We start from the raw sequence: 24,988 nt of genomic DNA on the forward strand, positions 1-24,988 counted from the left end.
CGACCGTACGCGCGGAAAGCACCCCGCTCAAGACCTCGTCGTCATATTGAGCATCGTGCCCACCGTGACCGACCTTCACACTGCTAATGTTTCGCACCATGAGCAAGCTCGACGCGGTCGACCTCGACCTCCTCCGCGCCCTGTCCGCCGATCCGCGCGCCACCGTCGTCGCGCTCGCCGAGAAACTCGGACTCTCCCGGAACACCGTCCAGGCGCGCATGAGCCGCCTGGAACGCGGGGGCGTCTTCCTCTCGTACGAACGCACGCTGTCGGCCGAGGCTCTGGGCTTTCCCATCGAGGCGTTCCTGCAGGTGACCGTCCGGCAGGCGGAGCTACCGGCCATCCGTGCGGAGCTCGCCAAGGTGCCCGAGGTTCTGCAGGCGCACGGACTCAGCGGTCAGGTCGACCTGCTCGTGCGCGTGGCGTGCCGCGACACCCAGCACCTGTTCGACACCGACGCCCGGATCCTGGCCATCGAGGGTGTCGAGCGCACCGAGACGTCGCTCGTGATGGGCGAGGTCATCGGCTACCGCGTCGGCCCGCTGATGCAGCTGGCACGCGGGGAGATCTAGCTCGCTACGGCGCCGGCACCACCGGGATGCTCGCCGTCTCGGTCTTCTGCTCCGTCGGGCTCCCGGCATCCATCCGCACGAGCACCACGCCCACGAGGATCAACGCGCCGCCCACGAACTGGATCGGCGCCGGCGTCTCGCCGAGCAGCAGCCACGCGAACCCGAGGGCGAACAGCACCTCGCTGAGTCCCACGAACGATGCGAGCCGCGAGCCGATGAGCGGCACCGCGATCACCCCGAGCGCGTAGCCGACGGTGGTCGCCACGCCGCCCACCCACAGCAGCGGCAGGATGCCGGGGAGCTCGAGTCCCGCGAGCGACACGGTGATCGAGGGGGCGGCGAAGGGTAGGACCCCCGTGGCCACCAGCACGCCCATGAGCAGGGTTCCGGTGAGCAAACCGCCCGAGGCGAGGGCGAGCGGGGGCAGGTCGTCGCCCGCGCGCCCGGCGATGACGAAGTAGGCCGCGGCGCAAACCGCCGCGCACAGCGCGAAAATCGTGCCGAGAAGGTCGAAGCGCGCCCCGCTGATGTCGACGACGAGCACGAGACCGGCCATCGCGACGACGGAGCCGATGAGCACCGCCTTCGACGGGGAGCGTCGGGTGCGCACCCAGACCGCGATGACGATGAGCACGGGGGCGATGTACTGGATGAGCAGGGCGACGGCGACCGGCATCCGCTGCATCGCGGCGAAGTAGAAGAGCTGGCAGCCGGCCACGGCCGTGAGCCCGAATGCGACGATGAGCAGCCCGTGTCGGCGGAGGAATCCGCGCCGACGGCGGATGGCGAGGATCAGCGCGGGCGAGAGCAGCAGGGCGGCGAGGCCCATGCGCACGAGGAGCACCGCGCCGAGAGACCAGCCGCCGTCGAGCAGCGGTTTGACGAACGGGCCGCTGGAAGAGAACGCCAGGGCCGAGGCGACGGCGATCGCGAGGCCGGTGACGGCGGTGGATCCGCGGTGGGTGGGACGCGGAAGGGTCACGGGAGACGTGGTCATGCGGGCCTGCTGTCACGAGTGAAGGGGGTTTACACTCGTGACAGTACGGCCTCTACCTGTCAGGAGTCAACGTGGTCTTCATTCGTGACACCGAACTGGTGCTGCGCGCCGCCGTCGAACTCGTGAACACCCTGCCGCACACCGAGGTGAGCGGGGTCGACACCCTCGTCGACGTCGCGGAGCTCGAGGCCTTCACCGACCGTCACGGCTACACCGGTTCGCGCACGCGCGACGCCCGCGAACTCGCCGCCGTCCGCGGCATCCGCCCCCGTCTGCTGGAGCTGTGGAATGCGGATCGCGACGGGGCCGTCCCCCTGGTGAACGCCATGCTCGCCGATGGGCGCGCGCTCCCCCAGCTCGTGCGCCACGACGGACTCGACTGGCACATCCACGCGAGCGACCCCGCGGATCCCCTGGCGACGCGCATCCTGGTGGAGTCGGCGTTGGCCTTCGTCGACGTCATCCGCGCCGATGAGTACGCGCGCGTCCGCGTCTGCGAGGCGGACGACTGCGAGGGCGTGTACGTCGACTTCTCGAAGAACGGATCGAAACGCTATTGCGACGCGGGCAACTGCGGCAACCGGATGAACGTGAACGCGTACCGCAAGCGCCGAGCCGAGGCCTAGCCGAGGAACTCCGCGATCGCCCGCGCCGCGGCCTGCGGCGTCTCGTAGTGGATCAGGTGCCCGACCTCGGGGATCTCGACGAGCCGGGCGTCGGGGAACAGCGTCGCGAGGTGCCGCTCGGCCTCGATCGGGGTGATGTCGTCCTTTTCGGCCGCGATGAGCAGCGTCGGCTGCGCGATGCGCGGGGCGAACTCGCGCACGTCGTGCGAGACGCTCGTGACGAAGGCCTCGTGCAGCACGTCGCGGTCGGCGAAGCGCGAGAAGTACTCGTCGTGCTGTTCGTGCACGAAGCGCCGCAGGCCGGGGTCGCGCGTCTTGGCCATGGCGTTGCTCATGACGCGCACGATGAGCCCGTTGCGCAGCAGTCCCTCGCCGATCGCGCGTGGCAGCTTCGCCCCGGCGAGATAGTAGAACACCGCGAGACGGGTCAGGATCCCGCGAGGACCCTCGAGCGCGGGTGCCCCGATCGGGTTGACGAGGATGAGCCGGGGCGTCGACAACCCGCCCGCCACCGCCGCGGACGACACGATCGAACCGAACGAGTGGCCGAGCACGACGGCATCCGGAGCGACGCTCTCGACGAACGCGCGCAGCCAGGCGGCGTAGGTGTCGAGGTCGTGCGGGCGTCCGTCAAGGGGCGCGGTCTCGCCGAACCCGGGAAGGTCGGGAGAGACCACCCGGATGCCGGGAAGATGCGCGACCACCGGATCGAGCCCGTGGTGCTCGCCGCGGAAGCCGTGCACCGCGACGATCGTCGTCTCGGCGGCGTCATCACCGTAGACCCAGTACGCCGTGGTGCCCCCGAGAACACTCGTCTCGCGCCGCACGACGGGGATCTGAGCGAGGCGGTCGGCGTACGGGTTCGGCATGGGTCGAGTCTACGAGGGGGGCCCGACATCCCTTCTCCCGACCGACGCACGCTTCGGCCCTTCCCACCTCGCGGTGGCGTTCGTGGCATGCCCCTCCCGCGGGGTCTGCGTCGCGCCCTCACCCCATCCACACCGTCTCCGGCCGCGCGGGCCTGCGTCGCGCCCGAGCCCATGGCATCCACCCCCGTTCCTGCGCGCCTCGACGGCGATGTCGGAGGCCCGCTCTAGCGTGAGCGCATGACCACGTGGCAGGCCGAGCCGCTCCCCCTCTTCCAGACGCCCGAGTGGGCGCGCCTCGTGGGCGTGTTCGACCTCGAGACGACCGGGATCGACGTCGAGAACGATCGCATCGTGACCGCGCACGTGGGTGTCCTCGACGCCGACGGCCGCGTCGTCGACGCCCGCGACTGGCTCGCCGACCCGGGCGTCGAGATCCCCGCGGGGGCCGCGGCGATCCACGGCATCTCGACCGAACGCGCTCGCGCCGACGGCGCTCCCGCACCGCGGGTGGTGGCCGAGGTCGTCGAGGCTCTGGGGGCGCTCTTCGCCGCCGGCATTCCGGTCGTCGCCTACAACGCGCCCTTCGATTTCTCGATGCTCAAGAACGAAGCCGTGCGCCACGGCGTGGCGCCGATCGCCGCCCCCTCCCCCGTCATCGACCCCCTCGTCGTCGACAAGACCTTCGACCGCTACCGTCGCGGCAAGCGCACGCTCTCCGTCGTCGCCGAGCACTACGCGGTTCCCCTCGAGTCCGCACACGAGGCCTGCGCCGACGCCGTCGCGGCCGGCCGGCTCGCCCTCGCGCTCGCCGAGAAATTCGGCCCATGGCTGCCCCCGACCCTCGACGAGCTCCACACCCGCCAGATCGCCTGGGCCCGCGCGCAAGCCGAGAGCCTCACGGAGTACTTCGTGAAGATCGGTCGGCTGGATGCCACGGCTCCGGCGATCGACGGGGCGTGGCCGATTCGCTGAGCCCGGTGGGCGCGCTGCCGGCGCATCGCGCGGCGTCTTCGTCGGCCGTGACGTCTCCGCCTCGTCCGTCCACGCCGCCGAGCTGATCCGAGGCTGCCCGACGCGGCATCGCCTATGCATCGCCTGTGACGGATCCTGTCCTCGTTCGACACGCCGCCGAAACGTGCCGCCCCTACGGTGGCGACAACCATCTCGGCGGCGCTCTTTCGGACGACGCTGCCGCATCTTCTGAACGGACGACAGAACTCATGCGCCAGGCTCCGCCAGCTCCGCCCTCGCACCCTCCCCTCCTCCGCCGGTCCGTCCGGTCGCTCGGAACCGCCGCGCTCGCGGCGGGGCTCGTCGTGTCATCCATCGCCGCGGTCACCCCGGCGCTCGCTGCCGACCCCGTGGACGGCGCGCGCACCTCGGGCGACGCCATGTTCCCGAACGTCGGCAACGGCGGCTACGACGCCCTCGACTACGACATCGATCTCGCCTGGACCCCCGACGCGGTTCAGACCGGCTCCGTCGTGGCCGGCTCCATCGTCGCGACCTCGACCATGACCGCCCGCGCCGCCGAACCGCTGCGCAGCTTCTCGCTCGACTTCGAAGGACTCGTGGTCGACTCCGTGACGGTGGACGGCACACCCGCTGCGTGGCTGCGTGAGACCGACGCCGGTGCGATCAGGCACAAGCTCGTCGTGACCCCCTCCATCCCGGTTTCCGGTGAGTTCCGCGTCACGGTCGCCTATCACGGAGTCCCGCAGGCCCACATCGACGCCGACGGCTCGTACGAAGGGTGGAACGCCACGACCGACGGGGCGACGATGCTCGGTCAACCGGTCGGCAACATGACCGGGTTCCCGCACAACAACACTCCGGGCGACAAGGCGACCTACTCGATCTCGCTCGATGTCCCGACCACCCTCTCCGATGCGACCGGCGCGGGAGCGGCCCCGGCCGCCGCCGTCAGCAACGGCGAGCTGCTCTCGAAGACGCCGTCGACCGACGGCACCCGCACGACCTGGGCGTGGCAGCAGACGAAGCAGATGGCATCCGAGCTGCTCATCATCTCGATCGGCCGTTACGACGTCATCGAATCATCGGTGACGCTCACCGACGGCAGTACCATTCCCGCGTGGTCCTTCGTCGACTCGACGTCGACGACCGCCAACAAGGCGACCGTGACCACGGCGGTGAGCCAGCTCGGCCCGTTCATCCGCAACCTCGAGTCCGTGTACGGGCCCTACCCGGGCCGCAGCGCCGGTGTCGTCGTGGACCGCGTGCCGCGCGGCATCAACTACGCGCTTGAGACGCAGGATCGCTCGTTCTTCCCGACGCGGATCGGCCTCAGCACCCTCGTGCACGAGCTCGCCCACCAGTGGTACGGCAACAATGTGTCCCCCACGACGTGGACCGACATCTGGATCGCCGAGGGCATGGCCACCTGGTCCGAGAGCTACTACGCCGGCAGCGACGGGTTCGGCACCGGCACCCCCTCCCGCGAGGCGCAGTTCGATGCGTGGAACCGCACCCCCGCGGGCGACGACAGGTGGACCATCGCGCCGGGTGCGCAGACCGACTCGGCTTCGCTCTACGACTACCAGACGTATGACCGCTCGGCGCAGTTCTGGGCGGCGCTGCGCGTCGCGATCGGCGACGACGCGTTCTTCCCGGTCGTCACGCAGTGGCAGCTGCGCAACGCTGGCACGAGCAGGACCGGCGCCGACCTCCTCGCCCTCGCCGAAGAGCTCTCCGGCCGTGACCTGCAGGCGTTCTACCGGGACTGGATCCTGGATGCCGACAAGCCCGCGTGGCCCGACCAGTTCACGCTCGCGCTGACCACGACCGCGACCGTCCCACTCGAGCGCGGCGGCGCGGCGAGCTACACCCTCACGGCGGAGAACACCGGACTCGTCCCGCTCGCCTCGTCGACCGCGACGCTCGATGTCCGCGGCATCCTGGATCGGGCCTCCATCGATCAGACGACTTTGCCCGCCGGCGTGACCCTGACCGGCGACGTGCTCGTCTGGACCGTTCCGGCGACGGATCCGGGCCGCACAGCCACGACGACGTTCGCGGCGACAGTGGCCGACGACGCCTCGGGCGGAGCGCTGACCACCGAGGCCGCCGCCAGCCTCGGCGGAACGTGCGCATCGTGCTCGAGCACCCTCGCCGTGCAGGAGTACCCGGTCGACGCGCAGGCGCCGATCATCACGGGCGACACGGCGGCCGGTGCGACGCTCACGGCGACCACCCCCGGGTGGACCGACGGCACGTCGTTCGCGTATTCCTGGGCGGTCGACGGAACCCCGATCCCGGATGCCATGACCCCGACCTTCACGATCCCCGCCGCCGCCGTAGGACGGACGGTGACGGTGACCGTCACGGGCAGCCTCGCCGGGTATGTCGCCCAGTCGCGCACGAGCGCCCCCTTCGGCCCGGTCATCGCAGCGATCGTGCCCTCGCCTTCGCCCTCGGCCTCGGGGGCGGCCGTCGTCTCGCCCCCTCGCGGGCAGCTCGGGGCAACCGGCTCCGAGGCACCGATCGCGGCGATCATGTGGGCTCTCGCGGCTCTCGTCGGCGGCTCTGTGCTGTCGATGGCGGCGATGCGACGCCGGCGTGGCGCTCGTCGGGTCGAATCGGTCTGAGCATGTCGCGAGAATCGCCCCCGCCCCGGGTTGCCGGGTGCGGGGGCGATCCGTCGTGAGTCGGCCGGCTGTGCAACCGCCTCCGTCTCGCGCCGGAGACGGGCGAGGCGGTGGACGGCCGGCTGCGCGGCCGCCTCCGTCACCCGTCTCACCCCGGAAGCGGGCGAGGCGGTGGCGATCGAGGGAACGGTCGCGCTCTTGTCCGCATCGCGGCCCTCGCCTCTCGGCGAGCGGGACAGGGCTGTCCCCTTTGCGGAAAACGCTGACGCGGTGCACACGGACGCCTTTGCAACGGGCGCCCGCGTCAGGGACTGACGGAGCGACCCGAGGTGCTCGATCGGACGCGCTCCCCGCGGCCGTGTCTCCCCCGAAGCGACCCTCGACTCAATGTCGGACGTCACCGATAGCGTTCTGCCATGACCCGCACCGCACCCTCCGAAGGCCGGCCGAAGCCGGTGTTCCGGGAGTGCGACGGTGCCCCGTGGCCGAGCGACGACGAACTCGAACTCGAGGCACAATGGGCGGCTTTCCGTGAGAGCGGAGATGTCGAGTGGTGGACGGGCGAAGAACCCGCACAGTCGGGCGAGGCATCTTCTCCAGCCGTCCCGGCCGCCACCCCGGGCAGAGCGACGTCGTCCGGCACCAGCGACAGTGACGACGTCTGGTCGATAGACGACCTGCTCTCGCCGCTCGACGGCGGCGCCGCCGCGGTCTCTGACATCGATGCGCGGCTGGGCCACCTCGAGTGCGTCGTCACCGAGAGGCAGCGGGCGACCGCCGACGAGTACCGCTTGATTCTGGCGATCCTCGACGACGCCGCCTTCGACCCCACTCCCTGGGTCGGTCCCGACCCCACTCTCGACTGCGCGTGGAACGATGCCCGCGGCCGTACCCCCGGCGCTGTGCGTCGCGATCGCATCGACCTCTCTGAGCGCGCCGCCGTCGCCGAGGTCGCCGTCCGCCTGCGTCTGTCCGAGCAGACCGTTCGGACGAGGGCCGCCCACGCGCGGACGCTGGCCGTCGGTTGCCCGCAGCTGTGGGCCGCCTTCAGCGAAGGCCGCCTCTCCGAGAAGCACGCGGTCGACGCAGCTCGACTGGCGTCGACGCTCCCCGCGGGCGATGACGCCGCCTTCCAGCGCTTCGACGACGAAGCATGTCCGCAAGCGCTCGTCCTCCCCCCGGCGAAATTCGCGGTTGCTGCTCGCGCGATCCGCGAGCGCGTCCATGCCGAATCACTCGATGCTCGTCATCGCCGGGCGGCCGAGGATCGCGGTGTGTGGATGAGGGCCGAGCTCGACGGCATGGCATCCCCGCACGCCCTTCTCCCCGCGGATCGCGCCCGCGCGGTGATGTCGCGGCTGGATCGCGCGGCCCGGCACCTTCGTGCGGCACCCGATGAAGAACGCACGCTCGCGCAGTTGCGGGCCGACGCCTTCGCCGACCTCGTCACCATGACGGAGGATCCGGGCCAGGTCGCGACGGTTCCGTCCTCGAACACGGTGCCCGAGGGTTCCGCGCCTGGTGCGGCCGTGCCCACGCCTCCGGTGCCCGGCATTGCGAAGCAAAGTTCCGTCGCGGCCGACGCGAAAGAGCCCGCCCGACATGCGCTCGCGGGGCCCGCATCGCGAGCGCCAGATGCCGAGCAGGCCGCATCGCACGCGGACACCGAACACCTCGCACCGCACCCACCGGGCCCCGAACGCCCCGCGCCACACACACCCGCTACCGATAACCCCACACCGTATGAACCCGCGGCGGGGCGCACCTTCCGGACTGCTCCCCCGGCGACCGTCGTCGTGACGATCCCTGCGCTCACCCTCCTCGGTCACGACACCGAGCCGGCGACGCTCGAGGGCTACGGACCGATCGACCTCGGGACCGCACGGCGGATCGCCGGAAACCCCACCTCGTGAATCCGGCTTCTCACCCACCCTGTGACCGGCGCGCCACTCGTGCTGGACCGGAAGACCTACCGCGTTCCCGTGGCGCTCCGACGGTGGCTCGGCGTCACCTCGCCCACGTGCGTGTTCCCCGGTTGCGGCCGCGCCGCGCGAGAGTGCGACATCGACCATCTCACCGCGTGGGCCGACGGCGGAAGCACCGACGACGACAACCTCGACCCCAAGTGTCGCCACCACCACCGCCTCCGTCACGAGACCCGGTGGGACCTCGGTCGCGCAACCGGAGGCGACACCGCGTGGATCTCGCCCCTCGGCGGCAGGTACGGCACAGATCCGCCACCGTTCTAAGGGCGGCGGTCATGGAGCGCGTCCTTGGAGAGGTTCCAGATACCCGCAGCCCTTGAAAGGGGGTGAGGCGCCGAACGAGCCACTACATGGAGTGACGGGTCCCGGACGCACGCGCAGGACTCCGCATCCAGCACAGTCAACCCACACTTGGACTCTCCGGCGCAGACGATTTTCGTCGGGTGTCCGGCAGTCAAAAACCGATATCGAACACCGGGCCCGTACAAAGCGCCACCCCACCGACCCAACGCGCCACCGCTCCAACCCTCATCGCCCCCGCGCGCGCGCCGCTGCGCCCGCACGAAACTCGCCCCACCAGCCCTGTCAGACTGGTCCCCGTGACCGTCCGCATCGCCACCGTCCAGGCCGAGTCCGTCCCCGGCGCCGTCGACCGCAATGCCGCTCGCGCCGCGCAGTTCATCTCTGCGAGCGCCGACGCTGGCGCGGATGTCGTCCTCTTCCCGGAGGCTTTCCTCACCGGGTACGACGAGGACGTCTTCACACGCGCCCTCCCGCGCATCGACGACCGGGAGTGGTTGCGTCCGCTTCAGAGCGCCGTCGACACGACCGGTGTCGTCGCGGTGGTCAACACCGCGGTGCAGGCCGACGACGGCCACCGCACGCTGACCGATTTCCTGTTCATGCCCGGTCGACCCGCGCACCCGGTCTACGCCAAGCAACACCTGCATGCGCCCGAGCGCGCGATCTTCACTCCGGGCACCGGCGGGTTCTCGTTTCGGGCGGGCGACGTCGAGCTCGCCCTGTCCGTCTGCTACGACGCCAATTTCCCCGAACACGCCGCCGCCGCGGCCGCCGCCGGAGCCACGGTCTATCTCAATAGCGGTGCGTACTTCCCAGGCGGGGAGCGACGTCGCGACCTTCACCTCGCCGCTCGCGCCCTCGATAACGGCATCTATGTCGTGTTCAGCGGTCTCGTCGGCGCTCCGAGCGACTTCATCGGGGGCTCAACGATCATCGACCCTCTCGGGCGGCGCGTCGCCCACGTCGTCGAACGCGAGGGTCTGGCCATCGCCGACATCGACCCCGCCGTCGTGCAAGAGGTCCGTCGCGATCAGCGCATGTGGATCGACCGCCGAGATGACCTGGGGTCCTTCGATCGCTCCGGACTCGTCGCGTTGCAACCCGGCAGCGCGCCACGCTCCTGAAGCGCCCCCGCACTCAATGCGAAAGCCCCCCGTCCCGAAGGACGAGGGGCTTTCGCTGCGAGAACCGCTGGGCTCAACGACCGCCGAAGTTCTTGAAGCGCTGGTTGAACTTCTCGACGCGACCGGCCGAGTCCATGATGCGCTGCTTGCCCGTGTAGAAGGGGTGCGAAGCGGACGAGATTTCCACGTCGATGACGGGGTACTCCACGCCGTCGAGCTCGATCGTCTTGTCGCTGGACACGGTCGAACGGGTGAGGAACGTGTCGCCCGAACCGAGGTCGCGGAACACGACGGCCTTGTACGTGGGGTGGATGTCAGTCTTCATGGGAGGTCCTTTGAGAAGTGGTGTCCTGGATTCTGCCAGGACGTGAAAGTCTGCGGCGCCGATGGCACCAACGAGAGAGTCTACCAGGCCCGAGCGCTGCCCCGACGCGAAGGCGCCGCCTCGAGGCGAAGCGTCTCAGACGGCGCGCGCCGCGTACCGGCCGGCTTCGTGCGTGAGTGCGATCTCGAGCCCGAACGTCTTCGTGAGGTTCTCGGCCGTGAGGGCTTCCTGGAGGGGCCCGGATGCCACGACCTCGCCGTCGCGCAACAGCAGAACATGCGTGAAGCCGACGGGGATCTCTTCGACGTGGTGCGTGACCATCACCATCGCGGGCGTCGTCGGCGCCTGCGCGTAGCCCGACAGCAGAGCGAGCAGCTCTTCGCGCGCGCCGAGGTCGAGGCTCGCGGTGGGCTCGTCGAGCAGCAGCAGCTCGGGGTCGGTCATGACCGCGCGGGCGATCTGGACGCGCTTCTGCTCGCCGTCGCTGAGGGTTCCGAAGGTGCGGTCGGCGAGGTGGTCGAGCTTCCACTCGGCGAGCACGCGCAGCGCGCGACGCTCGTCGATGTCGTCGTAGTCCTCACGCCAGCGGCCCACGACCGAGAACGCGGCCGTCAGCACGACGTCGAGCACGGTCTCCTCCGGCGGCACGCGACGCGCCATCGCCGACGAGGCGAAGCCGATGCGCGGACGCAGCTCGAACACGTCGGTGCGGCCGAGACGCTCACCGAGGATCGTCACCGAACCCGAGGTCGGGTGAAGCAGGGTGTCGGCGAGCTGCAGCACCGTCGTCTTGCCCGCGCCGTTCGGCCCGAGCACGACCCACCGCTGGTCGTCCGACACCTCCCAGTCGAGGTGGGACACGATGTCCCGCGCGTTCCGGCGGACGACGACGTCGGAGAACTCGAGCACCTGGGGCATGGTCCTAGCCTACTGTCCGAGACAGCGGCATCCGGATGCCACGCGGCCCCTGTGGACAGTGCCGGGCACGCCCGGACGCGTCGCGCATGACCGCCCCGGCGATCCGCCGCTGCGCCGCCGAGGCGGACGCCCTACTTCCCCGCGACCTCCGCGTACAGCGCGGAGGTGGTCTCCGCGATCGCGGCCCAGCTGAAGTCCTCGACGGCTCGTATGCGCCCGGCCTCTCCGTAGGCCCGGGCCTTCTCGGCATCCATCACGACCTCCGTCAGCACGCGGGCGAGGTCGTCGACGAACCGCTCGGGATCGACGGGCGTTCCGGTTCCGTCCTGCACCTGCTCGATCGGTACGAGTCGACCCGTCACGCCGTCGACGACGACCTCGGGAATACCCCCGGTCGCCGTTCCGACGACCGCAGCCCCGCACGCCATGGCCTCGAGGTTCACGATGCCGAGCGGCTCGTACACCGAGGGGCAGACGAACGTGGTCGCCGCGGTGAGGATCGCGCTGAGCTCGTTGCGCGGCAGGAGCTTCTCGATCCACACGACCCCGTCGCGGGTCGCCTGGAGCCCGCGCACCAGCTCCTGCACCTCGGCCATGATCTGCGGGGTGTCGGGCGCACCGGCGCACAGGATCAGCTGCACCTCGGGCGGCAGCTGCTCCGCCGCGCGCAGAAGGTACGGCAGCCCCTTCTGACGGGTGATGCGACCGACGAAGACGACCGAGGGGCGCGACGGATCGATGCCCTGCGACGCCAGGAACGCGTCATCCGACACCGGATGCCACGACTCGGTGTCGATGCCGTTGTAGATGACCCGCACCTTGTCGGGATCCAGCGAGGGGTAGCTGCGCAGGATGTCGTCGCGCATGCCGGAGCTCACCGCGACGACGGCGGCCGCCCCCTCGTACGCGGTCTTCTCGATGTAGCTCGACACGGCGTATCCGCCGCCGAGCTGCTCGGCCTTCCACGGGCGCAGCGGCTCGAGGCTGTGCGCGGTGACCACGTGGGGAATGCCGTGGAGGAGGGATGCCAGGTGCCCGGCGAAGTTCGCGTACCAGGTGTGCGAGTGCACGACGTCGGCGCCCGCCATGTCCGAGACGATCGCGAGGTCGGTGCCGAGGGTCTGGATCGCACCGTTCGCCGACGCCAATTCGGCGGGCACGCCGTAGGAGGTCGTGTCGGCCTCGTCGCGCGACGCGCCGAACGCGCGGACCTGCACCTCGGTGCCCTCGGCGCGCAGCGCCTTGACGAGCTCGGTGGCGTGGACCCCTGCTCCCCCGTAGATCTCCGGCGGGTACTCCTTGGTCACGATGTCGACGCGCATGAGACGAACCGTAGTACAGCGCAAGGCGCGCCGCAGACGTGTTTCCGCTCGCCCGCCGGAGCCCTAGGGTGGTGCCATGCCTGCAGCGCCGAAGGTCTTCGGAATCATCCTCGCCGGCGGCGAGGGAAAGCGACTCATGCCCCTGACGGCTGACCGCGCCAAACCCGCCGTGCCCTTCGGCGGTCAATACCGCCTGATCGACTTCGCGATCTCGAATCTCATCAATTCGGGGCTGCGTCAGCTCGTCGTGCTGACGCAGTACAAGTCGCACAGCCTCGACCGACACATCTCGCAGACGTGGCGCATGTCGCCGATGCTCGGCTCGTACGTCGCCTCGGTCCCCGCCCAGCAGCGTCTCGGCAAGCGGTGGTTCTCGGGTTCGGCCGACGCGATCCTGCAGTCGATGAATCTCATCCGCGACGAGAAGCCCGACATCGTCGTCGTCATCGGTGCCGACCACGTCTACCGCATGGACTTCAAGCAGATGCTCGACGCCCACATCGCCTCCGATGCGCGCGCGACGGTCGCCGGCATCCGTCAGCCGATCTCGCTCGCGAACCAGTTCGGCGTCATCGACACCGACCCCAGCGACCCGACGAAGATCCGCGCGTTCCTCGAGAAGCCGCAGAGCCCCGCGGGCCTCGCCGACTCGCCGCACGAGGTGCTCGCCTCGATGGGCAACTACATCTTCGACGCCGACGCCCTCGTCGACGCCGTCACGCACGACGGCGAGCTGCCCACCTCGGCGCACGACATGGGCGGCGACATCGTCCCCTACTTCGTCGACCGCGGTGAGGCGGCCGTCTACGACTTCCAGCGCAACGACGTGCCCGGCTCCACACCGCGTGACCGGTCGTACTGGCGCGACGTCGGCACGATCGAGTCGTTCTACGACGCGCACATGGATCTGATCTCGACCCTGCCGATCTTCAACCTCTACAACAACGACTGGCCGATCTTCTCGCAGACCTTCAACGCCCCTCCGGCGAAGTTCGTGCGCGACTCGGTCGGCCGCATCGGCAATGCGATCGACTCGATCGTGTCTCTGGGTTCGGTGCTGTCGGGAACCCACCTCGAGCGCAGCGTCGTCGGCCCGTGGGCCCTCGCCGGGGGTGGCTCGACCATCACCGACTCGGTGCTTTTCGACAGCGTCCAGGTGGGCGCGGGGGCGCGCATCCACCGCGCGATCCTCGATAAGAACGTGGTGCTCGAGCCCGGGGCGACCATCGGCGTCGATCGCGAGCGCGACCTGGCCCGTGGTTTCACCGTCACCGAGACGGGCATCACCGTCGTCGGCAAGGACGTCCACGTCCACACGTGATTCCCGCTGTCGGGCATTCCGGATGCCAGAAGGGGCGGTGACCGGGATGGTCACCGCCCCTTCGGCATCCGGAACCGAAGTTCTACACTCCCACGCGCTCGAAAGCGTCGCGCGAGATGCCCTTGGCGAGGACCTCCTTGGACCACTCCTTGGCGGTGTGCAGGCTGTGGTCGCGGTAGTTGCCGCAGCTGAACGCGTCGGTTCCGGGGACGTCGTCCCACTGCACGTCGTCGACGATGGCGCGGAGCGAGCCGGTGATCGCGTCGACGAGGTCGCCCACCGAGGGCTCTCCCCACATGATCACGTGGAAGCCCGTGCGGCAGCCGAACGGCGAGATGTCGATGAGGCCGTCGATCCGGTCGCGCACGAGGCTCGCGAGCAGGTGCTCGATCGTGTGGAGACCGGCCGTGGGGATCTCCTGCTCGTTCGGCTGCACGAGGCGCAGGTCGAAATTCGAGATGACGTCACCTCGCGGGCCCGACTCGGTGCCGATGAGGCGCACGTAGGGCGCCAGGACGGCGGTGTGATCGAGGGTGAAGCTTTCGACGTCGGCCATGCGAGGTCCCTTCTGGAAAAGCGGGGGTACCGCAGAAGCCTACGGTGGGTGCGGTGCGAGATGACCCCGCGTGACGCCGCCCGGATGCGTGGCGCGGGTTCTCGAGCACGCGCGTGCCGACCCGCTCGCGTCGAGCACGTGCCCGCGACCGCAGGTAGCCCTCACGACACACGATCACGCCGACCCGCTAGCGTTGAGCGCGTGCCTGCGACCGCCCGATTCCTCGTCGTCCTCGACGCCGATTCCACGCTGATCCGCAACGAGGTCATCGAACTCCTCGCCGACGAAGCCGGCCGCGGTCCCGAGGTGGCCGCCGCCACCGAGGCCGCCATGCGCGGTGAGGTCGACTTCGCGACGAGCCTGCGCTCCCGCGTGCAGGCGCTCACCGGCGTGCCCATCGAGGCCTTCGCGCGTGCCATCGCCCGTATCGAGCCCACGCCCGGCGTCCGCGATCTGATCGCCGCCGTCCACGAGCGCGGCGGAATCGTCGGCGTCGTCTCGGGCGGCTTCCACGAAGTCCTCGACACGGTCGCCCCCGAGCTCGGTGTCGACCTCTGGCGTGCGAACAGGCTCGGCGCCGTCGACGGCACCCTCACGGGAAAGGTCGAGGGAGAGATCGTGGATGCCACGGCCAAGGCCGACACGCTCCGTCGCTGGGCGGGAGAACTCGGCGTCCCCCTTTCCCTTACGTTCGCGATCGGCGACGGGGCGAACGACCTCGAGATGATGGCGACCGCGGGACTCGGCCTGGCGTTCAATGCCAAGCCGGCCGTGCGCGAGCGGGCCGATCTGGTGATCGGCCCCGTCGATCTGGCCCAGGTCATCGCGCTGCTCCCCCGCTGAGCGGCCCGGGCTCGGTGCCTCGCCGGCCTGCCCGGAACCCCCTGCTGCCGCCGGTGCCCTTTCCGATGTCGGAGGCTGGTTCTAAGGTCGCGGCATGGACGTCATTCTGGTTCCCGGTCTCTGGCTCGACGCGTCGTCGTGGGATGACATCACCCCCGCTCTCGAGGCGGCAGGTCACCGTCCGCACCCGGTGACCCTGCCCGGGCCCGCGGTGGGCGACCTCGTGATCGACGACTGGGTCGACGCCGCCGTCAGCGAGATCGACCGTCTCGGCGAGAACGTGGTGCTCGTCGGGCACTCGGGCGGCGGCAACGTCGTGTGGGGCGCGGCGGATCGGCGGCCCGCGCAGGTCGCGCGCGTCATCCTCGTCGACACGATCGTCCCGCACCCGGGCGCGATGATCTCGGAGTTCCCCGTCGAGGACGGAGTCGTGCCCTTCCCCGGGTGGGATTTCTTCGACGGTGACGACGTCGCCGACATCGACGACGAGACACGTCGGCGGACCGCACGGCAGGTCGTCGACGTTCCGGGCCGCGTTCCGACGTCGCCGATCACGTTGACCGACGAGCGGCGGTTCGCGATCCCCGTCACGATCCTGTCAGGGCAGCTCGATGCCGAGTCGCTCCGCCGCGTCCTGGCTGACTGGGGGGCCTACGCCGAAGAGGTCGACCGCATCGAGAGCGTCGAGGTCGTCACGCTCGGCTCCGGCCATTGGCCGCAGTTCTCCCAGCCCCGGAGGTTCGCCGAGAGGCTCGTCGCCGCCGTGCGGTGAGACGGGCACGGCGCCCCACGGGAGCTCTCCCGGCGGCGAGGCGCGACGCGCAACCCGGGACGCCGGAGGGCATGCCGGCGAGTCTCGCGGTCAGTGAGCCATGCCCAGCTGTGGCACCCGGGAATCGTCGCGGTCACGACTCGGGAGGGTTCAGATCAGCGCCCTATGCCCGGGCCCGGCCGCCAACGGGAATCACGAAGCCCGACACGCCGGCGACTCTCGCGCTCAGTGGCCCATGCCCAGGCCGCCGTCGACGGGGATCACGGCGCCCGAGATGTAGGCGGCGTCATCGCCGGCGAGCCAGGTCACGACGCCGGCCACCTCGTCGGCCGACGCGAAGCGCCCGGCGGGGATGTTCTTCTTGTACTCGGCCTGCGTGTCAGCAGGGAGCTCGGCGGTCATGTCGGTCTCGATGAAGCCCGGAGCCACCACGTTCGCGGTGATCCCGCGACCTCCGAGCTCGCGGGTCAGCGACCGCGCGAAGCCGACGAGGGCGCTCTTCGAGGCGGCGTAGTTGATCTGACCGGCCGAGCCGTACAGACCGACGACGCTCGAGATGAGGATGACGCGACCCCAGCGGGCCTTGAGCATGCCCTTCGAGGCGCGCTTGACCACGCGGAACGCGCCCCCGAGGTTCGTGTTCACCACGCTGTCGAAGTCGTCTTCGCTCATGCGCAGCAGCAGGGTGTCCTTCGTGACCCCGGCGTTGGCCACGACCACCGCGATCGGGCCGAGCTCGGCCTCGACCTGCGTGAAAGCGGCGTCGACAGTGGCGGCGTCGGTCACGTCGGCACGCACGGTCAGCGTCCCCTCGGGTCCCTCACCCGAGCGGGCGGTCACGGCGACCTTCCACCCCTCGGCGACGAAACGCTCGGCGATGGCTCGACCGATGCCCCGGTTTCCTCCGGTGACGACGACGACGCGGTCCTGGGACATGGTGAGACTCCTGCGCTTGCGATGACGGAACCGGCCCAGCCTACCGAGGCCGCCCCGATCGCCTCGCGCAGCGAGGTTTGACACGGGGTCAGCGGCGCTGGAACGCTGGGAGGACGCGCGACGAAAGGGGCTCCCGTGAGCGACGACCGCACCACCGACCCGCAGCATCCCGACGACACCGGGTCCGACAGCACCTCGGGAGGCGACACCTCCTCGTCCCCGCACGCTCCGCAGAGCGACGGCGTCCCCGGGTACGACTCCCCCGCGGCACCGGCGACTCCGCCCTCCGAGGCGGCCGGGTCATCGGCATCCGCTCCGCCCTACGGCTCCTCGACGGAGGGCGCCGCCACCGGCGCCGCCGCTCCCTACGGCACCCCGGCACCGGACGCCCCGGCATACGGCACCCCCGCTGCCCCGGCATACGGCACGGCGTACGGCACGCCCGCACCCGAGGCACCCGCCTACGGAACCCCGGCGTACGGTCAGCCCACGACCTCGACCTTCGGGCAGCCCGCGTACGGCACCCCGAACGCGGGATACGGCTACGGCGGCGGCTACGCCGCCCCCGCGCGCACCAACGTGCTCGCGATCATCTCGCTCGTGGCATCCCTCGTCGGTTTCGTCCTCATCCTCCCGGTGGTCGGATCGATCGCCGGGGTGATCATGGGCCACATCTCGCTCAAGCAGATCAAGGATCGGGGCGAGCGCGGCCGCGGCATGGCGCTCGCCGGCGTCATCGTCGGGTACGTCACGCTGCTGTTCGTCATCCTGTTCGTGATCGGGATCTCGATCCTCATCGCGAGCGCAGGGACCAGCGGCTCGCGCTACGGCGCCTGACCTTCGGCGGCGGGTCCGCCGGGCGCCTCGCGCGCCGGCGACCCGCCCTCGACGGCTTGTCACGACGTCGAACAGTCCGCGCGAGGCCGCGCCCTGCCCCACCGCCGCGGGCGTACCCTGATACCACTGTGAAGACATCGCACACCGCTCAGTCCGCGACGTCGCTCCCCAAGGCACCGAGGGAGGACGCCGACTCCCGCTTCGCCAAATACATGGTGATGATGGGTATCCGTGTCGCGTGCTTCATAGCGATGGCCGTGATCACGCCCTACGGCTGGTACACCTTCGTGTTCGCCGCCGGGGCGATCTTCCTCCCGTACCTCGCGGTCATCGTCGCCAATGTCGGCGCCGATCAGGGGTCCGCCGAGGCGATCAACCCCGAACGGGCGATCGAGGCTCCCGCGGCGACTCCCGCCCCCGCGGCGGCGGCCGATGGCCCCATCGTCATCCGCATCGCAGAGACCCCGCGCCTCGAATCACCGCGCGACCCGTCGTGACCGACGAGCCCGCGGAGTGCTCGCGGGCCGGATGCCGAGACGCCGCCGCCTGGGCGATCCGCTGGCGCAACCCGCGCATCCACCCCGCCGACCGCCGCAAGACCTGGGTCGCGTGCGATGAACACGTGTCCTACCTCCGGGAGTTCCTCAGCGCCCGCGACTTCCCCCTCGAGGTGTCAGCCCTTTCGAGAGATCGCGCGTGAGCGCCGCGCCCACCGACGTACTCTGGAAGACGTGGTCAGGTCTGTCGAAGTGCACGCGCGCGGGCGCTTCACGCCCGTGAGCTCCGCGGCGGAGAACGGAGACGCCTTGTGAGCGCGCGCGAGATGCCGGCCGCCGGGCGCTGGGCCCTCTACGTCGGAATCGCAATCCTGTTCGCGATCGCCTGCGGGTTCCTGTCGAACTGGCAGTTCTCACGCAACGCCGAACGCAGCGAGCAGTTGCAGCTCGTGGCCGACAACTACGACGCCGCCCCCGTCCCGCTCGGTGAGCTCCTCGCCCCGGGGGCCGAGATGAACCCCGGCGACGAGTGGCGCCCCGTGCGCATGGAGGGGCAATACCTCGCCGACGAGCAGCTCCTCGTCCGCAACCGCGCGCACGGCGGTTCGGCGGCCTACGAGCAGCTCGTCCCCTTCCGCCTCGACGACGGCCGGACGTTCCTGGTCGATCGCGGGTGGCTGCCTCCGGGCAACCGGCAAGCGGAACCCGACGAGATCCCCGCGCCGCCCCAGGGCCAGGTGAGCGTCGAGGTGCGCCTCCGCCCCGAAGAGGCCGCGCCGACCTCGGGGCGGACCGCTGAGGCCGGTCAGGTCCCGACCATCAACCTCGGTCTCGTCGCGGAACAGACCGGACCCCTCGAGCAGGGTGCCTACGGTCTGCTCATGTCCGAGACGCCGGCGCCGGCGACCACGCCCAACACGGTCGACCCGCCGAGCAACGACCCCGGGCCGTACCTGTCCTACGCCGTGCAATGGATCCTGTTCGCCGTGATGGGGTTCGGCTTCATCACCTACGTCATCGTGAGCGAGCGCAAGCTCCGCCGCGAGGAAGCGGATGACGAGGACGACGATGTCCTGCCCGAACCGATCCCCGCGCCCCAGAGACTCGCGGGCGAGAAGCGCCGCGTCGATCCGGTCGCCCTTCACCGGGCGCGGAAGCGGCCGAAGGATCGCGACGCCGACGACGAGGACGCCCTGCTCGACGCGCGGTGAGCGCGGGAGGGATGCCGAGGAATCGGCGGACCCGCACAGCGATCGGTCTCGAGCCCCGCACCGAGGGCCCCACGCGCGTGACGCCGGAGCGTCTGCGCCCGCGTGATCAGACCCGCGTGATCGCGGCCCCAGACGTCCTCGACGGCACCGACCCGAGGACGACCCCGGTTACGCCAGCGTGATCAGGTCCGCGTAGTCGCGACCCCAGATATCCTCGACAGCACCCACCGCGAGGACGACCCCGGCTACGCCAGCGTGATCAGGTCGGCGTAATCGCGACCCCAGATATCCTCGACGCCGTCGGGGAGGATGAGCACGCGCTCGGGGTTGAGCGCCTCGACGGCGCCCTCGTCGTGCGAGACGAGCACGACCGCGCCCTCGTAGTGCGACAGCGCGCCGAGGATCTCCTCGCGGGACGCGGGGTCGAGGTTGTTCGTGGGCTCGTCGAGCAGCAGCATGTTCGCCGACGACACCACGAGCGTCGCGAGCGACAGACGCGTCTTCTCACCGCCCGAGAGCACGCCCGCGGGCTTGAGTACGTCGTCGCCGACGAACAAGAACGATCCCAGCACCTTGCGGGCCTCGGTCGCGGTGATGTGCGGCGCCGACGACATCATGTTCTCGAGCACCGAGCGGTTCACGTCGAGGTTCTCGTGCTCCTGCGCGTAGTACCCGATCTTCAGGCCGTGGCCCGGCTCGAGCTGTCCGGTGTCGGGCTGGTCGACGCCGGCGAGGATGCGCAGCAGCGTCGTCTTTCCGGCACCGTTCAAACCCAGGATGACGACGCGCGAGCCGCGGTCGATCGCGAGGTCGACGTCGGTGAAGATCTCCAGCGAGCCGTACGATTTCGACAGCCCGGATGCCATGAGGGGCGTCTTGCCGCAGGGCGCGGGCTTGGGGAACCGGAGCTTGGCGACGCGCTCCTCGGCACGAACCTCGTCGAGGCCCGAGAGCATCTTCTCGGCGCGGGCGACCATCTGGTGCGCGGCCGCGGCCTTCGAGGCCTTCGCGCCGAAGCGCGCGGCCTGCAGCTGCAGCGCCGTGGCCTTCTTCTCGACGTTGACGCGCTCCTTCTTACGGCGCTCCTCGTCGGCCACCCGCTGGCGCAGGTAGTTCTTCCAGTTCATGTTGTAGACGTCGATGACCTGGCGATTGGCATCCAGGTAGAAGACCCGGTTGACCGTCTCGCCGACGAGCTCGACATCGTGCGAGATCACGATGAGCCCGCCCTTGTAGCCCTTCAGAAACTCGCGCAGCCACACGACGCTGTCGGCGTCGAGGTGGTTGGTCGGCTCGTCGAGGATCATCGTCTGCGCGTCCGAGAAGAGGATGCGCGCGAGCTCGATGCGGCGGCGCTGACCACCCGAGAGGGTCTTGAGCGGCTGATCGAGGATGCGGTCGGGAAGAGAGAGGTTGTGGGCGATGGATGCCGCTTCGGCCTCTGCCGCGTATCCGCCGGCCGACTCGAATTCCTCGGTGAGGCGGCCGTACTTCTTCATCGCCTTCGCAGCGACCGCGGGGTCGTCGTCGCCCATCGCCATCGACGCTTCGTGCATGCCGAGGGCGAGCGAGCCGAGCCCGCGCGCGTCGAGGATGCGCGTGCGCGCGAGCATCTCGGGGTCGCCCGAGCGGGGGTCCTGCGGCAGGTAGCCGAGCTCGCCGACGCGGTCGACGCCGCCGTTCGAGGGGAGCAGATCACCGGCGAGCACCTTGGTGAGGGTGGTCTTTCCGGCTCCGTTGCGCCCGACGAGGCCGATCTTGTCGCCGTCGGAGACGCGGAACGCCACGTCTGACATGAGCACGCGGGCACCCACGCGGATCTCGAGGTCGTGCACGGCGAGCACAGCGAACGTCCGTTCTTCGGGGATGGGGAAGTAGGCCGACATGGCCAGCCACCCAGTATAAGACGCGCCCCTGCATGCCCGCCGACAGCGTGGATTTCCCGCGGGCCCGAGGACCCGCCGCGGCCGGGCATGCCGAGCGGCCGATCCCGGATGCCGTTACCTCGACGCCGAGACGATCGCCTGGATTCGCGGCATCCCGGTTTGCGTTCCCACCCGAGCCCTGAACTAAACTAAGCCTATCCTTACCTAACACGCAGGAGGCTCTTCGTGTCCCGATTCCGCGCACTGGCGGCACTCGCCGTCGGTACCGCCCTCGTCCTCACCGGCTGCGCCGGTACCTCAGCCGCCCCCGGGGCGCAGGAAGGGTCGTCGACGTCGGCAACGGGGTCCTTCCCCGTCACGATCGACCACGCCTTCGGCGAGACCACGATCGAGGCGCAGCCGAAGCGCGTCGTCACGGTCAGCTGGGGCAACCAAGAGGCCGCGCTCGCGCTCGGCGTCGTGCCCGTCGCCATGCCGAAGGTCACCTGGGGCGACGAAGACGGCGACGGCATGCTCCCCTGGGTCAAAGACAAGCTCGACGAGCTCGGCGCCCAGACGCCCACGCTGATGGACGAGACCAACGGTTTCGACTACGAGGCGATCGCCGACGCGAAGCCCGACGTCATCCTGGGCGCCTACTCGGGTATGACGCAGGAGCAGTACGACACGCTCAGCAAGATCGCCCCCGTCGTCGCCTTCCCCGAGATCGCCTGGGGTACCACGTGGCAGCAGATGACGCTGACGGATGCCAAGGCCCTCGGCCTCGAAGATCAGGCGCAGCAGCTGGTCTCCGACCTCGAGAAGCACGTGACCGACGAGTCCGCCACCTACCCGGCTCTGGCGGGAAAGAAGGCGCTGTTCACCTACATCGACCCGACGGACCTCAGCACCGTCGGCTACTACTCGACCAAGGACCCGCGCGCAACGTACCTCGACGAGCTCGGCCTGGTGCCTTCGTCGGCCGTCGAGGCCTCCAGCGCCACCGGTGACACCTTCTGGTTCACCGAGAGCACAGAGAAGATCGAGAACTTCTCGGACGTCCAGGTCCTCACCGGCTACGGCACCGACGCGACTCTCGCGCAGCTGCAGGCCGACCCGCTGTGGTCGCGCATCCCCGCGATCGCGAACGGTGCGGTGGCGTTCCTGCCCGACAACACCACCATGGCCGCGGCCGGCAACCCCAGCCCGCTGTCGATCGGCACGTCCTACGGCGACGACTACATCGCGCTGGTCGGCAAGGCCGCCGAGAAGGCCGCGTCCTGATGCGGGCGCGTCCGGCGCGGGCCGTCCCGACGCCGCAGGTTTCGGTGCGGTCCGTCCGGACGCCGCTCGTCACGATGCACGCCCCTCGACCGTCGGCGCGATGACCGCTCTCGCACCGGCTCCGACCGCCCCCGGCGTCGCCCGCCCGCGTCGCTGGGGGCGGCGACGCGTCGTCGGCGTCACGGCCCTCGTCGCCGTGCTCGTCGTCGCCGTGGTGCTGTCCGTGACCTTCGGCGCCCGCGACGTCACCGCCGCGGACGTGTGGGCGGGGCTCACCGGCTCCACCGACACGACGTCGGCTGCCGCCGTCGCCAAGCGCATCCCCCGAACGATCCTCGCGGTCCTGGTGGGCGCGGCCCTGGCCGTGTCGGGCGCCGTGCTGCAGGGGGCGACGCGGAACCCGCTCGCCGACCCGCAGATCCTCGGGATCAACGGCGGAGCGGGACTCGCGATCGTCACGGGTATCGCCTTCTTCGGTCTGAGCTCGCCGTCGATGTACATCTGGACGGGCATGCTGGGCGCGGCAGCCGCGGCCGTCCTCGTCTACACGATCGGCTCACTCGGCCGCGGCGGGGCGACACCCCTGCGCCTGGCCCTCGCCGGCGCGGTGACCGCTGTCGCGTTCAGCTCGCTGACGAGCGCGATCCTGCTCCCCCGGACCGACGTGATGAACGTCTTCCGTTTCTGGCAGATCGGCGGCGTCGGCGGAGCCACGGTCGAGACCATCGGCCAGGTGCTCCCCTTCCTGCTCGCCGGCCTGATCATCTGCCTCGCAAGCGCCCCGGCGCTGAACACCCTCGCGCTCGGCGACGAACTCGCCGCGGGCCTGGGCGCCCGCGTGCGCACCGCGCGTCTGGTCGCGACCCTCGGAGCGGTCGTGCTCTGCGGGGCCGCGACCGCCGTCGCCGGCCCGATCGGCTTCGTGGGCCTCATCGTGCCCCACATGCTCCGCCTGGTCGTCGGCGTCGACCACCGGTGGCTCCTCCCCGTCTCGGCCCTCGGCGGTGCGACCCTGCTGACCCTCGCCGACGTCGTCGGTCGCGTCGTGGCCCGTCCCGAAGAGATCGAGGTCGGCATCGTCACCGCTCTCATCGGCGCACCGTTCTTCATCGCCCTCGTCCGCCGTCAGAAGATGAGGGCCCTGTGACCACGCACCTCTCCCCCCGGGTCGCCGCGCCCGGACCGGCCCCGGACGCCCTGGCATCCGTCATCGCCGGACGCCGCCGTCGCCGCCGTCGCTGGACCCTCGTCACCGCGACCCTGGTAGCGGCCGTCGTCGTCGCGTTCACCCTCTCGCTCATGTTGGGCCAGACGCTCTACTCGCCCGCCGAAGTGTGGGGCGTCCTCACCGGGCAGCGCGTCGCCGGAGCCTCGTTCACTGTCGGCGAGCTGCGCCTGCCCCGCGCGATGACGGCCCTGCTGACGGGGCTCTGCTTCGGCATGGGCGGTGTCGTCTTCCAGACCATGCTGCGCAACGCCCTCGCCAGCCCCGACGTGATCGGCATCAACACCGGCGCGAGTGCGGCGGCCGTCATCGGCATCGTCGTGCTCGGCTGGGGCGAGACCGCCGTCTCGTTCCTCGCGATGGCGGCGGCTCTGGCTGCGGCGCTCGCCATCTACCTGCTCTCGTATCGCAACGGCAGCTCGGGCGCGCGACTCGTCCTCGTGGGCATCGGTGTCGCCGCGATGTGTCAGGCGGTCGTCTCGTATGTCGTCGCGCGCGCCGCGCAGTACGACCTCCCCGCCGCGATGCGCTGGATCACCGGCAACCTGAACGACGCCACGTGGGACCGAGCGATGCCGGTCCTCTTCGCGGTCGTCGCGCTGGGTCCGGTGCTGCTGGTTCTGGCCGGGCGCCTTGAGATCCTCCGCATGGGAGACGACACCGCAGCCGCCATCGGTCTGCCCGTCGAACGCAGCCGCCTGCTGCTGATCGTGGCGGCCGTCGGCCTCCTCGCCTTCGGGACGGCGGCCGCCGGGCCCATCGCGTTCGTCTCGTTCCTCGCCGGCCCCATCGCGGTGCGCCTGCTCGGCCCGGTCGGCTCGCCGATCCTGCCCGCCGGCCTCGTCGGAGCCCTGCTCGTGCTGGTCGCCGACTTCGCCGCGCAGTACGCCTTCGGCACCCGCCTGCCGGTCGGCGTCATCACCGGCGTGCTGGGCGCGCCGTACCTCATCTTCCTGCTCGTCCGCAGCAGCCGATCCGAAGGGACATCGCTATGA

25 protein-coding genes are annotated in these 24,988 nt (G+C 70.3%); 17 read left to right on the forward strand and 8 right to left on the reverse strand.

Annotated features, from left to right (window positions below; translation table 11 throughout):
* Positions 1-98 precede the first annotated feature (98 nt).
* Positions 99-572: an Lrp/AsnC family transcriptional regulator gene (locus tag QBE02_RS03400; protein WP_279367131.1), complete on the forward strand. Its 474-nt coding sequence runs from the start codon at positions 99-101 to the stop codon at positions 570-572.
* 4 nt (positions 573-576) lie between these two features.
* On the opposite strand, the gene QBE02_RS03405 is transcribed toward QBE02_RS03400, so the two are convergent.
* A complete protein-coding gene (locus QBE02_RS03405; protein WP_279367132.1) occupies positions 577-1,569 on the reverse strand; it encodes a DMT family transporter in 993 nt (330 codons plus the stop codon).
* 71 nt (positions 1,570-1,640) lie between these two features.
* Between QBE02_RS03405 and QBE02_RS03410 the strand changes: the two genes are divergently transcribed.
* Positions 1,641-2,195 carry a CGNR zinc finger domain-containing protein gene (locus QBE02_RS03410; protein ID WP_279367133.1) on the forward strand — a complete coding sequence of 185 codons (555 nt, stop codon included), beginning with the start codon at positions 1,641-1,643 and terminating at the stop codon, positions 2,193-2,195.
* Here the strand turns inward: QBE02_RS03410 and QBE02_RS03415 are convergent.
* A complete protein-coding gene (locus QBE02_RS03415; RefSeq protein ID WP_279367134.1) occupies positions 2,192-3,064 on the reverse strand; it encodes an alpha/beta fold hydrolase in 873 nt (290 codons plus the stop codon). The genes QBE02_RS03410 and QBE02_RS03415 overlap by 4 nt on opposite strands.
* Positions 3,065-3,301: 237 nt before the next feature.
* Here QBE02_RS03415 and QBE02_RS03420 point away from each other — a divergent pair, with 237 nt between their 5' ends.
* The 5 genes from QBE02_RS03420 to QBE02_RS03440 all read left to right on the forward strand — a co-directional run bounded on the left by QBE02_RS03420 (position 3,302) and on the right by QBE02_RS03440 (position 10,081).
* A complete protein-coding gene (locus QBE02_RS03420; RefSeq protein ID WP_279367135.1) occupies positions 3,302-4,036 on the forward strand; it encodes an exonuclease domain-containing protein in 735 nt (244 codons plus the stop codon).
* Positions 4,037-4,380: 344 nt separating this feature from the next.
* Positions 4,381-6,669: a M1 family metallopeptidase gene (locus QBE02_RS03425; RefSeq protein ID WP_279367136.1), complete on the forward strand. Its 2,289-nt coding sequence runs from the start codon at positions 4,381-4,383 to the stop codon at positions 6,667-6,669.
* Between the two features lie 416 nt (positions 6,670-7,085).
* Positions 7,086-8,582 (forward strand): DUF222 domain-containing protein, encoded by a 1,497-nt coding sequence (locus QBE02_RS03430; protein ID WP_279367137.1) that lies wholly within the window; start codon positions 7,086-7,088, stop codon positions 8,580-8,582.
* Between the two features lie 21 nt (positions 8,583-8,603).
* Complete coding sequence (locus QBE02_RS03435; protein WP_279367138.1) at positions 8,604-8,918, forward strand: HNH endonuclease signature motif containing protein; 315 nt, start codon at positions 8,604-8,606, stop codon at positions 8,916-8,918.
* A 335-nt stretch (positions 8,919-9,253) separates the two neighbouring features.
* Complete coding sequence (locus tag QBE02_RS03440; RefSeq protein WP_279367139.1) at positions 9,254-10,081, forward strand: carbon-nitrogen hydrolase family protein; 828 nt, start codon at positions 9,254-9,256, stop codon at positions 10,079-10,081.
* A gap of 73 nt (positions 10,082-10,154) precedes the next feature.
* Here the strand turns inward: QBE02_RS03440 and QBE02_RS03445 are convergent, their stop codons facing one another.
* The 3 genes from QBE02_RS03445 to glgA all read right to left on the reverse strand — a co-directional run bounded on the left by QBE02_RS03445 (position 10,155) and on the right by glgA (position 12,646).
* Complete coding sequence (locus tag QBE02_RS03445; RefSeq protein WP_013586710.1) at positions 10,155-10,406, reverse strand: type B 50S ribosomal protein L31; 252 nt, start codon at positions 10,404-10,406, stop codon at positions 10,155-10,157.
* A gap of 135 nt (positions 10,407-10,541) precedes the next feature.
* Entirely contained in the window at positions 10,542-11,324 is a 783-nt protein-coding gene (locus QBE02_RS03450) for an ABC transporter ATP-binding protein (RefSeq protein WP_056232080.1), read from the reverse strand.
* Positions 11,325-11,455: 131 nt separating this feature from the next.
* The gene (gene glgA / locus QBE02_RS03455) at positions 11,456-12,646 is read right to left on the reverse strand and encodes a glycogen synthase (protein WP_279367140.1); all 1,191 of its coding nucleotides are present in this window, start codon (positions 12,644-12,646) and stop codon (positions 11,456-11,458) included.
* Between the two features lie 76 nt (positions 12,647-12,722).
* Here glgA and glgC point away from each other — a divergent pair, with 76 nt between their 5' ends.
* Positions 12,723-13,967, forward strand: coding sequence for a glucose-1-phosphate adenylyltransferase (gene glgC / locus QBE02_RS03460; protein ID WP_279367141.1), 1,245 nt, complete (start codon positions 12,723-12,725; stop codon positions 13,965-13,967).
* 82 nt (positions 13,968-14,049) lie between these two features.
* Here glgC and QBE02_RS03465 read toward each other — a convergent pair whose 3' ends face one another.
* The gene (locus tag QBE02_RS03465; RefSeq protein WP_056232089.1) at positions 14,050-14,523 is read right to left on the reverse strand and encodes an S-ribosylhomocysteine lyase; all 474 of its coding nucleotides are present in this window, start codon (positions 14,521-14,523) and stop codon (positions 14,050-14,052) included.
* 201 nt (positions 14,524-14,724) lie between these two features.
* Here QBE02_RS03465 and serB point away from each other — a divergent pair, with 201 nt between their 5' ends.
* Both serB and QBE02_RS03475 read left to right on the forward strand, forming a co-directional pair.
* Positions 14,725-15,366 carry a phosphoserine phosphatase SerB gene (gene serB / locus QBE02_RS03470; protein ID WP_279367142.1) on the forward strand — a complete coding sequence of 214 codons (642 nt, stop codon included), beginning with the start codon at positions 14,725-14,727 and terminating at the stop codon, positions 15,364-15,366.
* Positions 15,367-15,460: 94 nt separating this feature from the next.
* Positions 15,461-16,138 (forward strand): alpha/beta fold hydrolase, encoded by a 678-nt coding sequence (locus QBE02_RS03475; RefSeq protein WP_279367143.1) that lies wholly within the window; start codon positions 15,461-15,463, stop codon positions 16,136-16,138.
* A 225-nt stretch (positions 16,139-16,363) separates the two neighbouring features.
* Here the strand turns inward: QBE02_RS03475 and fabG are convergent, their stop codons facing one another.
* The gene (gene fabG / locus QBE02_RS03480) at positions 16,364-17,074 is read right to left on the reverse strand and encodes a 3-oxoacyl-ACP reductase FabG (RefSeq protein WP_056232098.1); all 711 of its coding nucleotides are present in this window, start codon (positions 17,072-17,074) and stop codon (positions 16,364-16,366) included.
* Between the two features lie 135 nt (positions 17,075-17,209).
* Between fabG and QBE02_RS03485 the strand changes: the two genes are divergently transcribed.
* From QBE02_RS03485 to QBE02_RS03500, 4 genes are all read left to right on the forward strand, one after another.
* Positions 17,210-17,911, forward strand: coding sequence for a DUF4190 domain-containing protein (locus tag QBE02_RS03485; RefSeq protein WP_279367144.1), 702 nt, complete (start codon positions 17,210-17,212; stop codon positions 17,909-17,911).
* 128 nt (positions 17,912-18,039) lie between these two features.
* Positions 18,040-18,408 carry a DUF3099 domain-containing protein gene (locus QBE02_RS03490; protein ID WP_268103890.1) on the forward strand — a complete coding sequence of 123 codons (369 nt, stop codon included), beginning with the start codon at positions 18,040-18,042 and terminating at the stop codon, positions 18,406-18,408.
* The gene (locus tag QBE02_RS03495) at positions 18,405-18,611 is read left to right on the forward strand and encodes a hypothetical protein (protein ID WP_279367145.1); all 207 of its coding nucleotides are present in this window, start codon (positions 18,405-18,407) and stop codon (positions 18,609-18,611) included. Before QBE02_RS03490 ends, QBE02_RS03495 begins: the two co-directional genes overlap by 4 nt.
* 123 nt (positions 18,612-18,734) lie before the next feature.
* Positions 18,735-19,619: an SURF1 family cytochrome oxidase biogenesis protein gene (locus QBE02_RS03500; protein WP_268104909.1), complete on the forward strand. Its 885-nt coding sequence runs from the start codon at positions 18,735-18,737 to the stop codon at positions 19,617-19,619.
* 245 nt (positions 19,620-19,864) lie between these two features.
* Here QBE02_RS03500 and QBE02_RS03505 read toward each other — a convergent pair whose 3' ends face one another.
* Positions 19,865-21,463, reverse strand: coding sequence for an ABC-F family ATP-binding cassette domain-containing protein (locus QBE02_RS03505; protein ID WP_279367854.1), 1,599 nt, complete (start codon positions 21,461-21,463; stop codon positions 19,865-19,867).
* Positions 21,464-21,730: 267 nt separating this feature from the next.
* Here QBE02_RS03505 and QBE02_RS03510 point away from each other — a divergent pair, with 267 nt between their 5' ends.
* From QBE02_RS03510 to QBE02_RS03520, 3 genes are all read left to right on the forward strand, one after another.
* Positions 21,731-22,768 (forward strand): iron-siderophore ABC transporter substrate-binding protein, encoded by a 1,038-nt coding sequence (locus QBE02_RS03510; protein WP_279367146.1) that lies wholly within the window; start codon positions 21,731-21,733, stop codon positions 22,766-22,768.
* Between the two features lie 100 nt (positions 22,769-22,868).
* The gene (locus tag QBE02_RS03515; protein WP_279367147.1) at positions 22,869-23,915 is read left to right on the forward strand and encodes a FecCD family ABC transporter permease; all 1,047 of its coding nucleotides are present in this window, start codon (positions 22,869-22,871) and stop codon (positions 23,913-23,915) included.
* Positions 23,912-24,988 carry a FecCD family ABC transporter permease gene (locus QBE02_RS03520; protein ID WP_279367148.1) on the forward strand — a complete coding sequence of 359 codons (1,077 nt, stop codon included), beginning with the start codon at positions 23,912-23,914 and terminating at the stop codon, positions 24,986-24,988. Before QBE02_RS03515 ends, QBE02_RS03520 begins: the two co-directional genes overlap by 4 nt.

The sequence above is a fragment of the Microbacterium testaceum genome (genome assembly GCF_029761935.1).
Taxonomy (GTDB): Bacteria; Actinomycetota; Actinomycetes; order Actinomycetales; family Microbacteriaceae; genus Microbacterium; species Microbacterium testaceum_A.

Bases quoted from the DNA above. Each gene is read 5' to 3' on its own strand.
- QBE02_RS03400 (WP_279367131.1), top strand. From the start codon at position 99: ATGAGCAAGCTCGACGCGGTCGACCTCGACCTCCTCCGCGCCCTGTCC.
- QBE02_RS03405 (WP_279367132.1), bottom strand. From the start codon at position 1,569: ATGACCACGTCTCCCGTGACCCTTCCGCGTCCCACCCACCGCGGATCC.
- QBE02_RS03415 (WP_279367134.1), bottom strand. From the start codon at position 3,064: ATGCCGAACCCGTACGCCGACCGCCTCGCTCAGATCCCCGTCGTGCGG.
- QBE02_RS03420 (WP_279367135.1), top strand. From the start codon at position 3,302: ATGACCACGTGGCAGGCCGAGCCGCTCCCCCTCTTCCAGACGCCCGAG.
- QBE02_RS03430 (WP_279367137.1), top strand. From the start codon at position 7,086: ATGACCCGCACCGCACCCTCCGAAGGCCGGCCGAAGCCGGTGTTCCGG.
- QBE02_RS03445 (WP_013586710.1), bottom strand. From the start codon at position 10,406: ATGAAGACTGACATCCACCCCACGTACAAGGCCGTCGTGTTCCGCGAC.
- QBE02_RS03450 (WP_056232080.1), bottom strand. From the start codon at position 11,324: ATGCCCCAGGTGCTCGAGTTCTCCGACGTCGTCGTCCGCCGGAACGCG.
- glgA (WP_279367140.1), bottom strand. From the start codon at position 12,646: ATGCGCGTCGACATCGTGACCAAGGAGTACCCGCCGGAGATCTACGGG.
- glgC (WP_279367141.1), top strand. From the start codon at position 12,723: ATGCCTGCAGCGCCGAAGGTCTTCGGAATCATCCTCGCCGGCGGCGAG.
- QBE02_RS03465 (WP_056232089.1), bottom strand. From the start codon at position 14,523: ATGGCCGACGTCGAAAGCTTCACCCTCGATCACACCGCCGTCCTGGCG.
- QBE02_RS03475 (WP_279367143.1), top strand. From the start codon at position 15,461: ATGGACGTCATTCTGGTTCCCGGTCTCTGGCTCGACGCGTCGTCGTGG.
- fabG (WP_056232098.1), bottom strand. From the start codon at position 17,074: ATGTCCCAGGACCGCGTCGTCGTCGTCACCGGAGGAAACCGGGGCATC.
- QBE02_RS03500 (WP_268104909.1), top strand. From the start codon at position 18,735: ATGCCGGCCGCCGGGCGCTGGGCCCTCTACGTCGGAATCGCAATCCTG.
- QBE02_RS03515 (WP_279367147.1), top strand. From the start codon at position 22,869: ATGACCGCTCTCGCACCGGCTCCGACCGCCCCCGGCGTCGCCCGCCCG.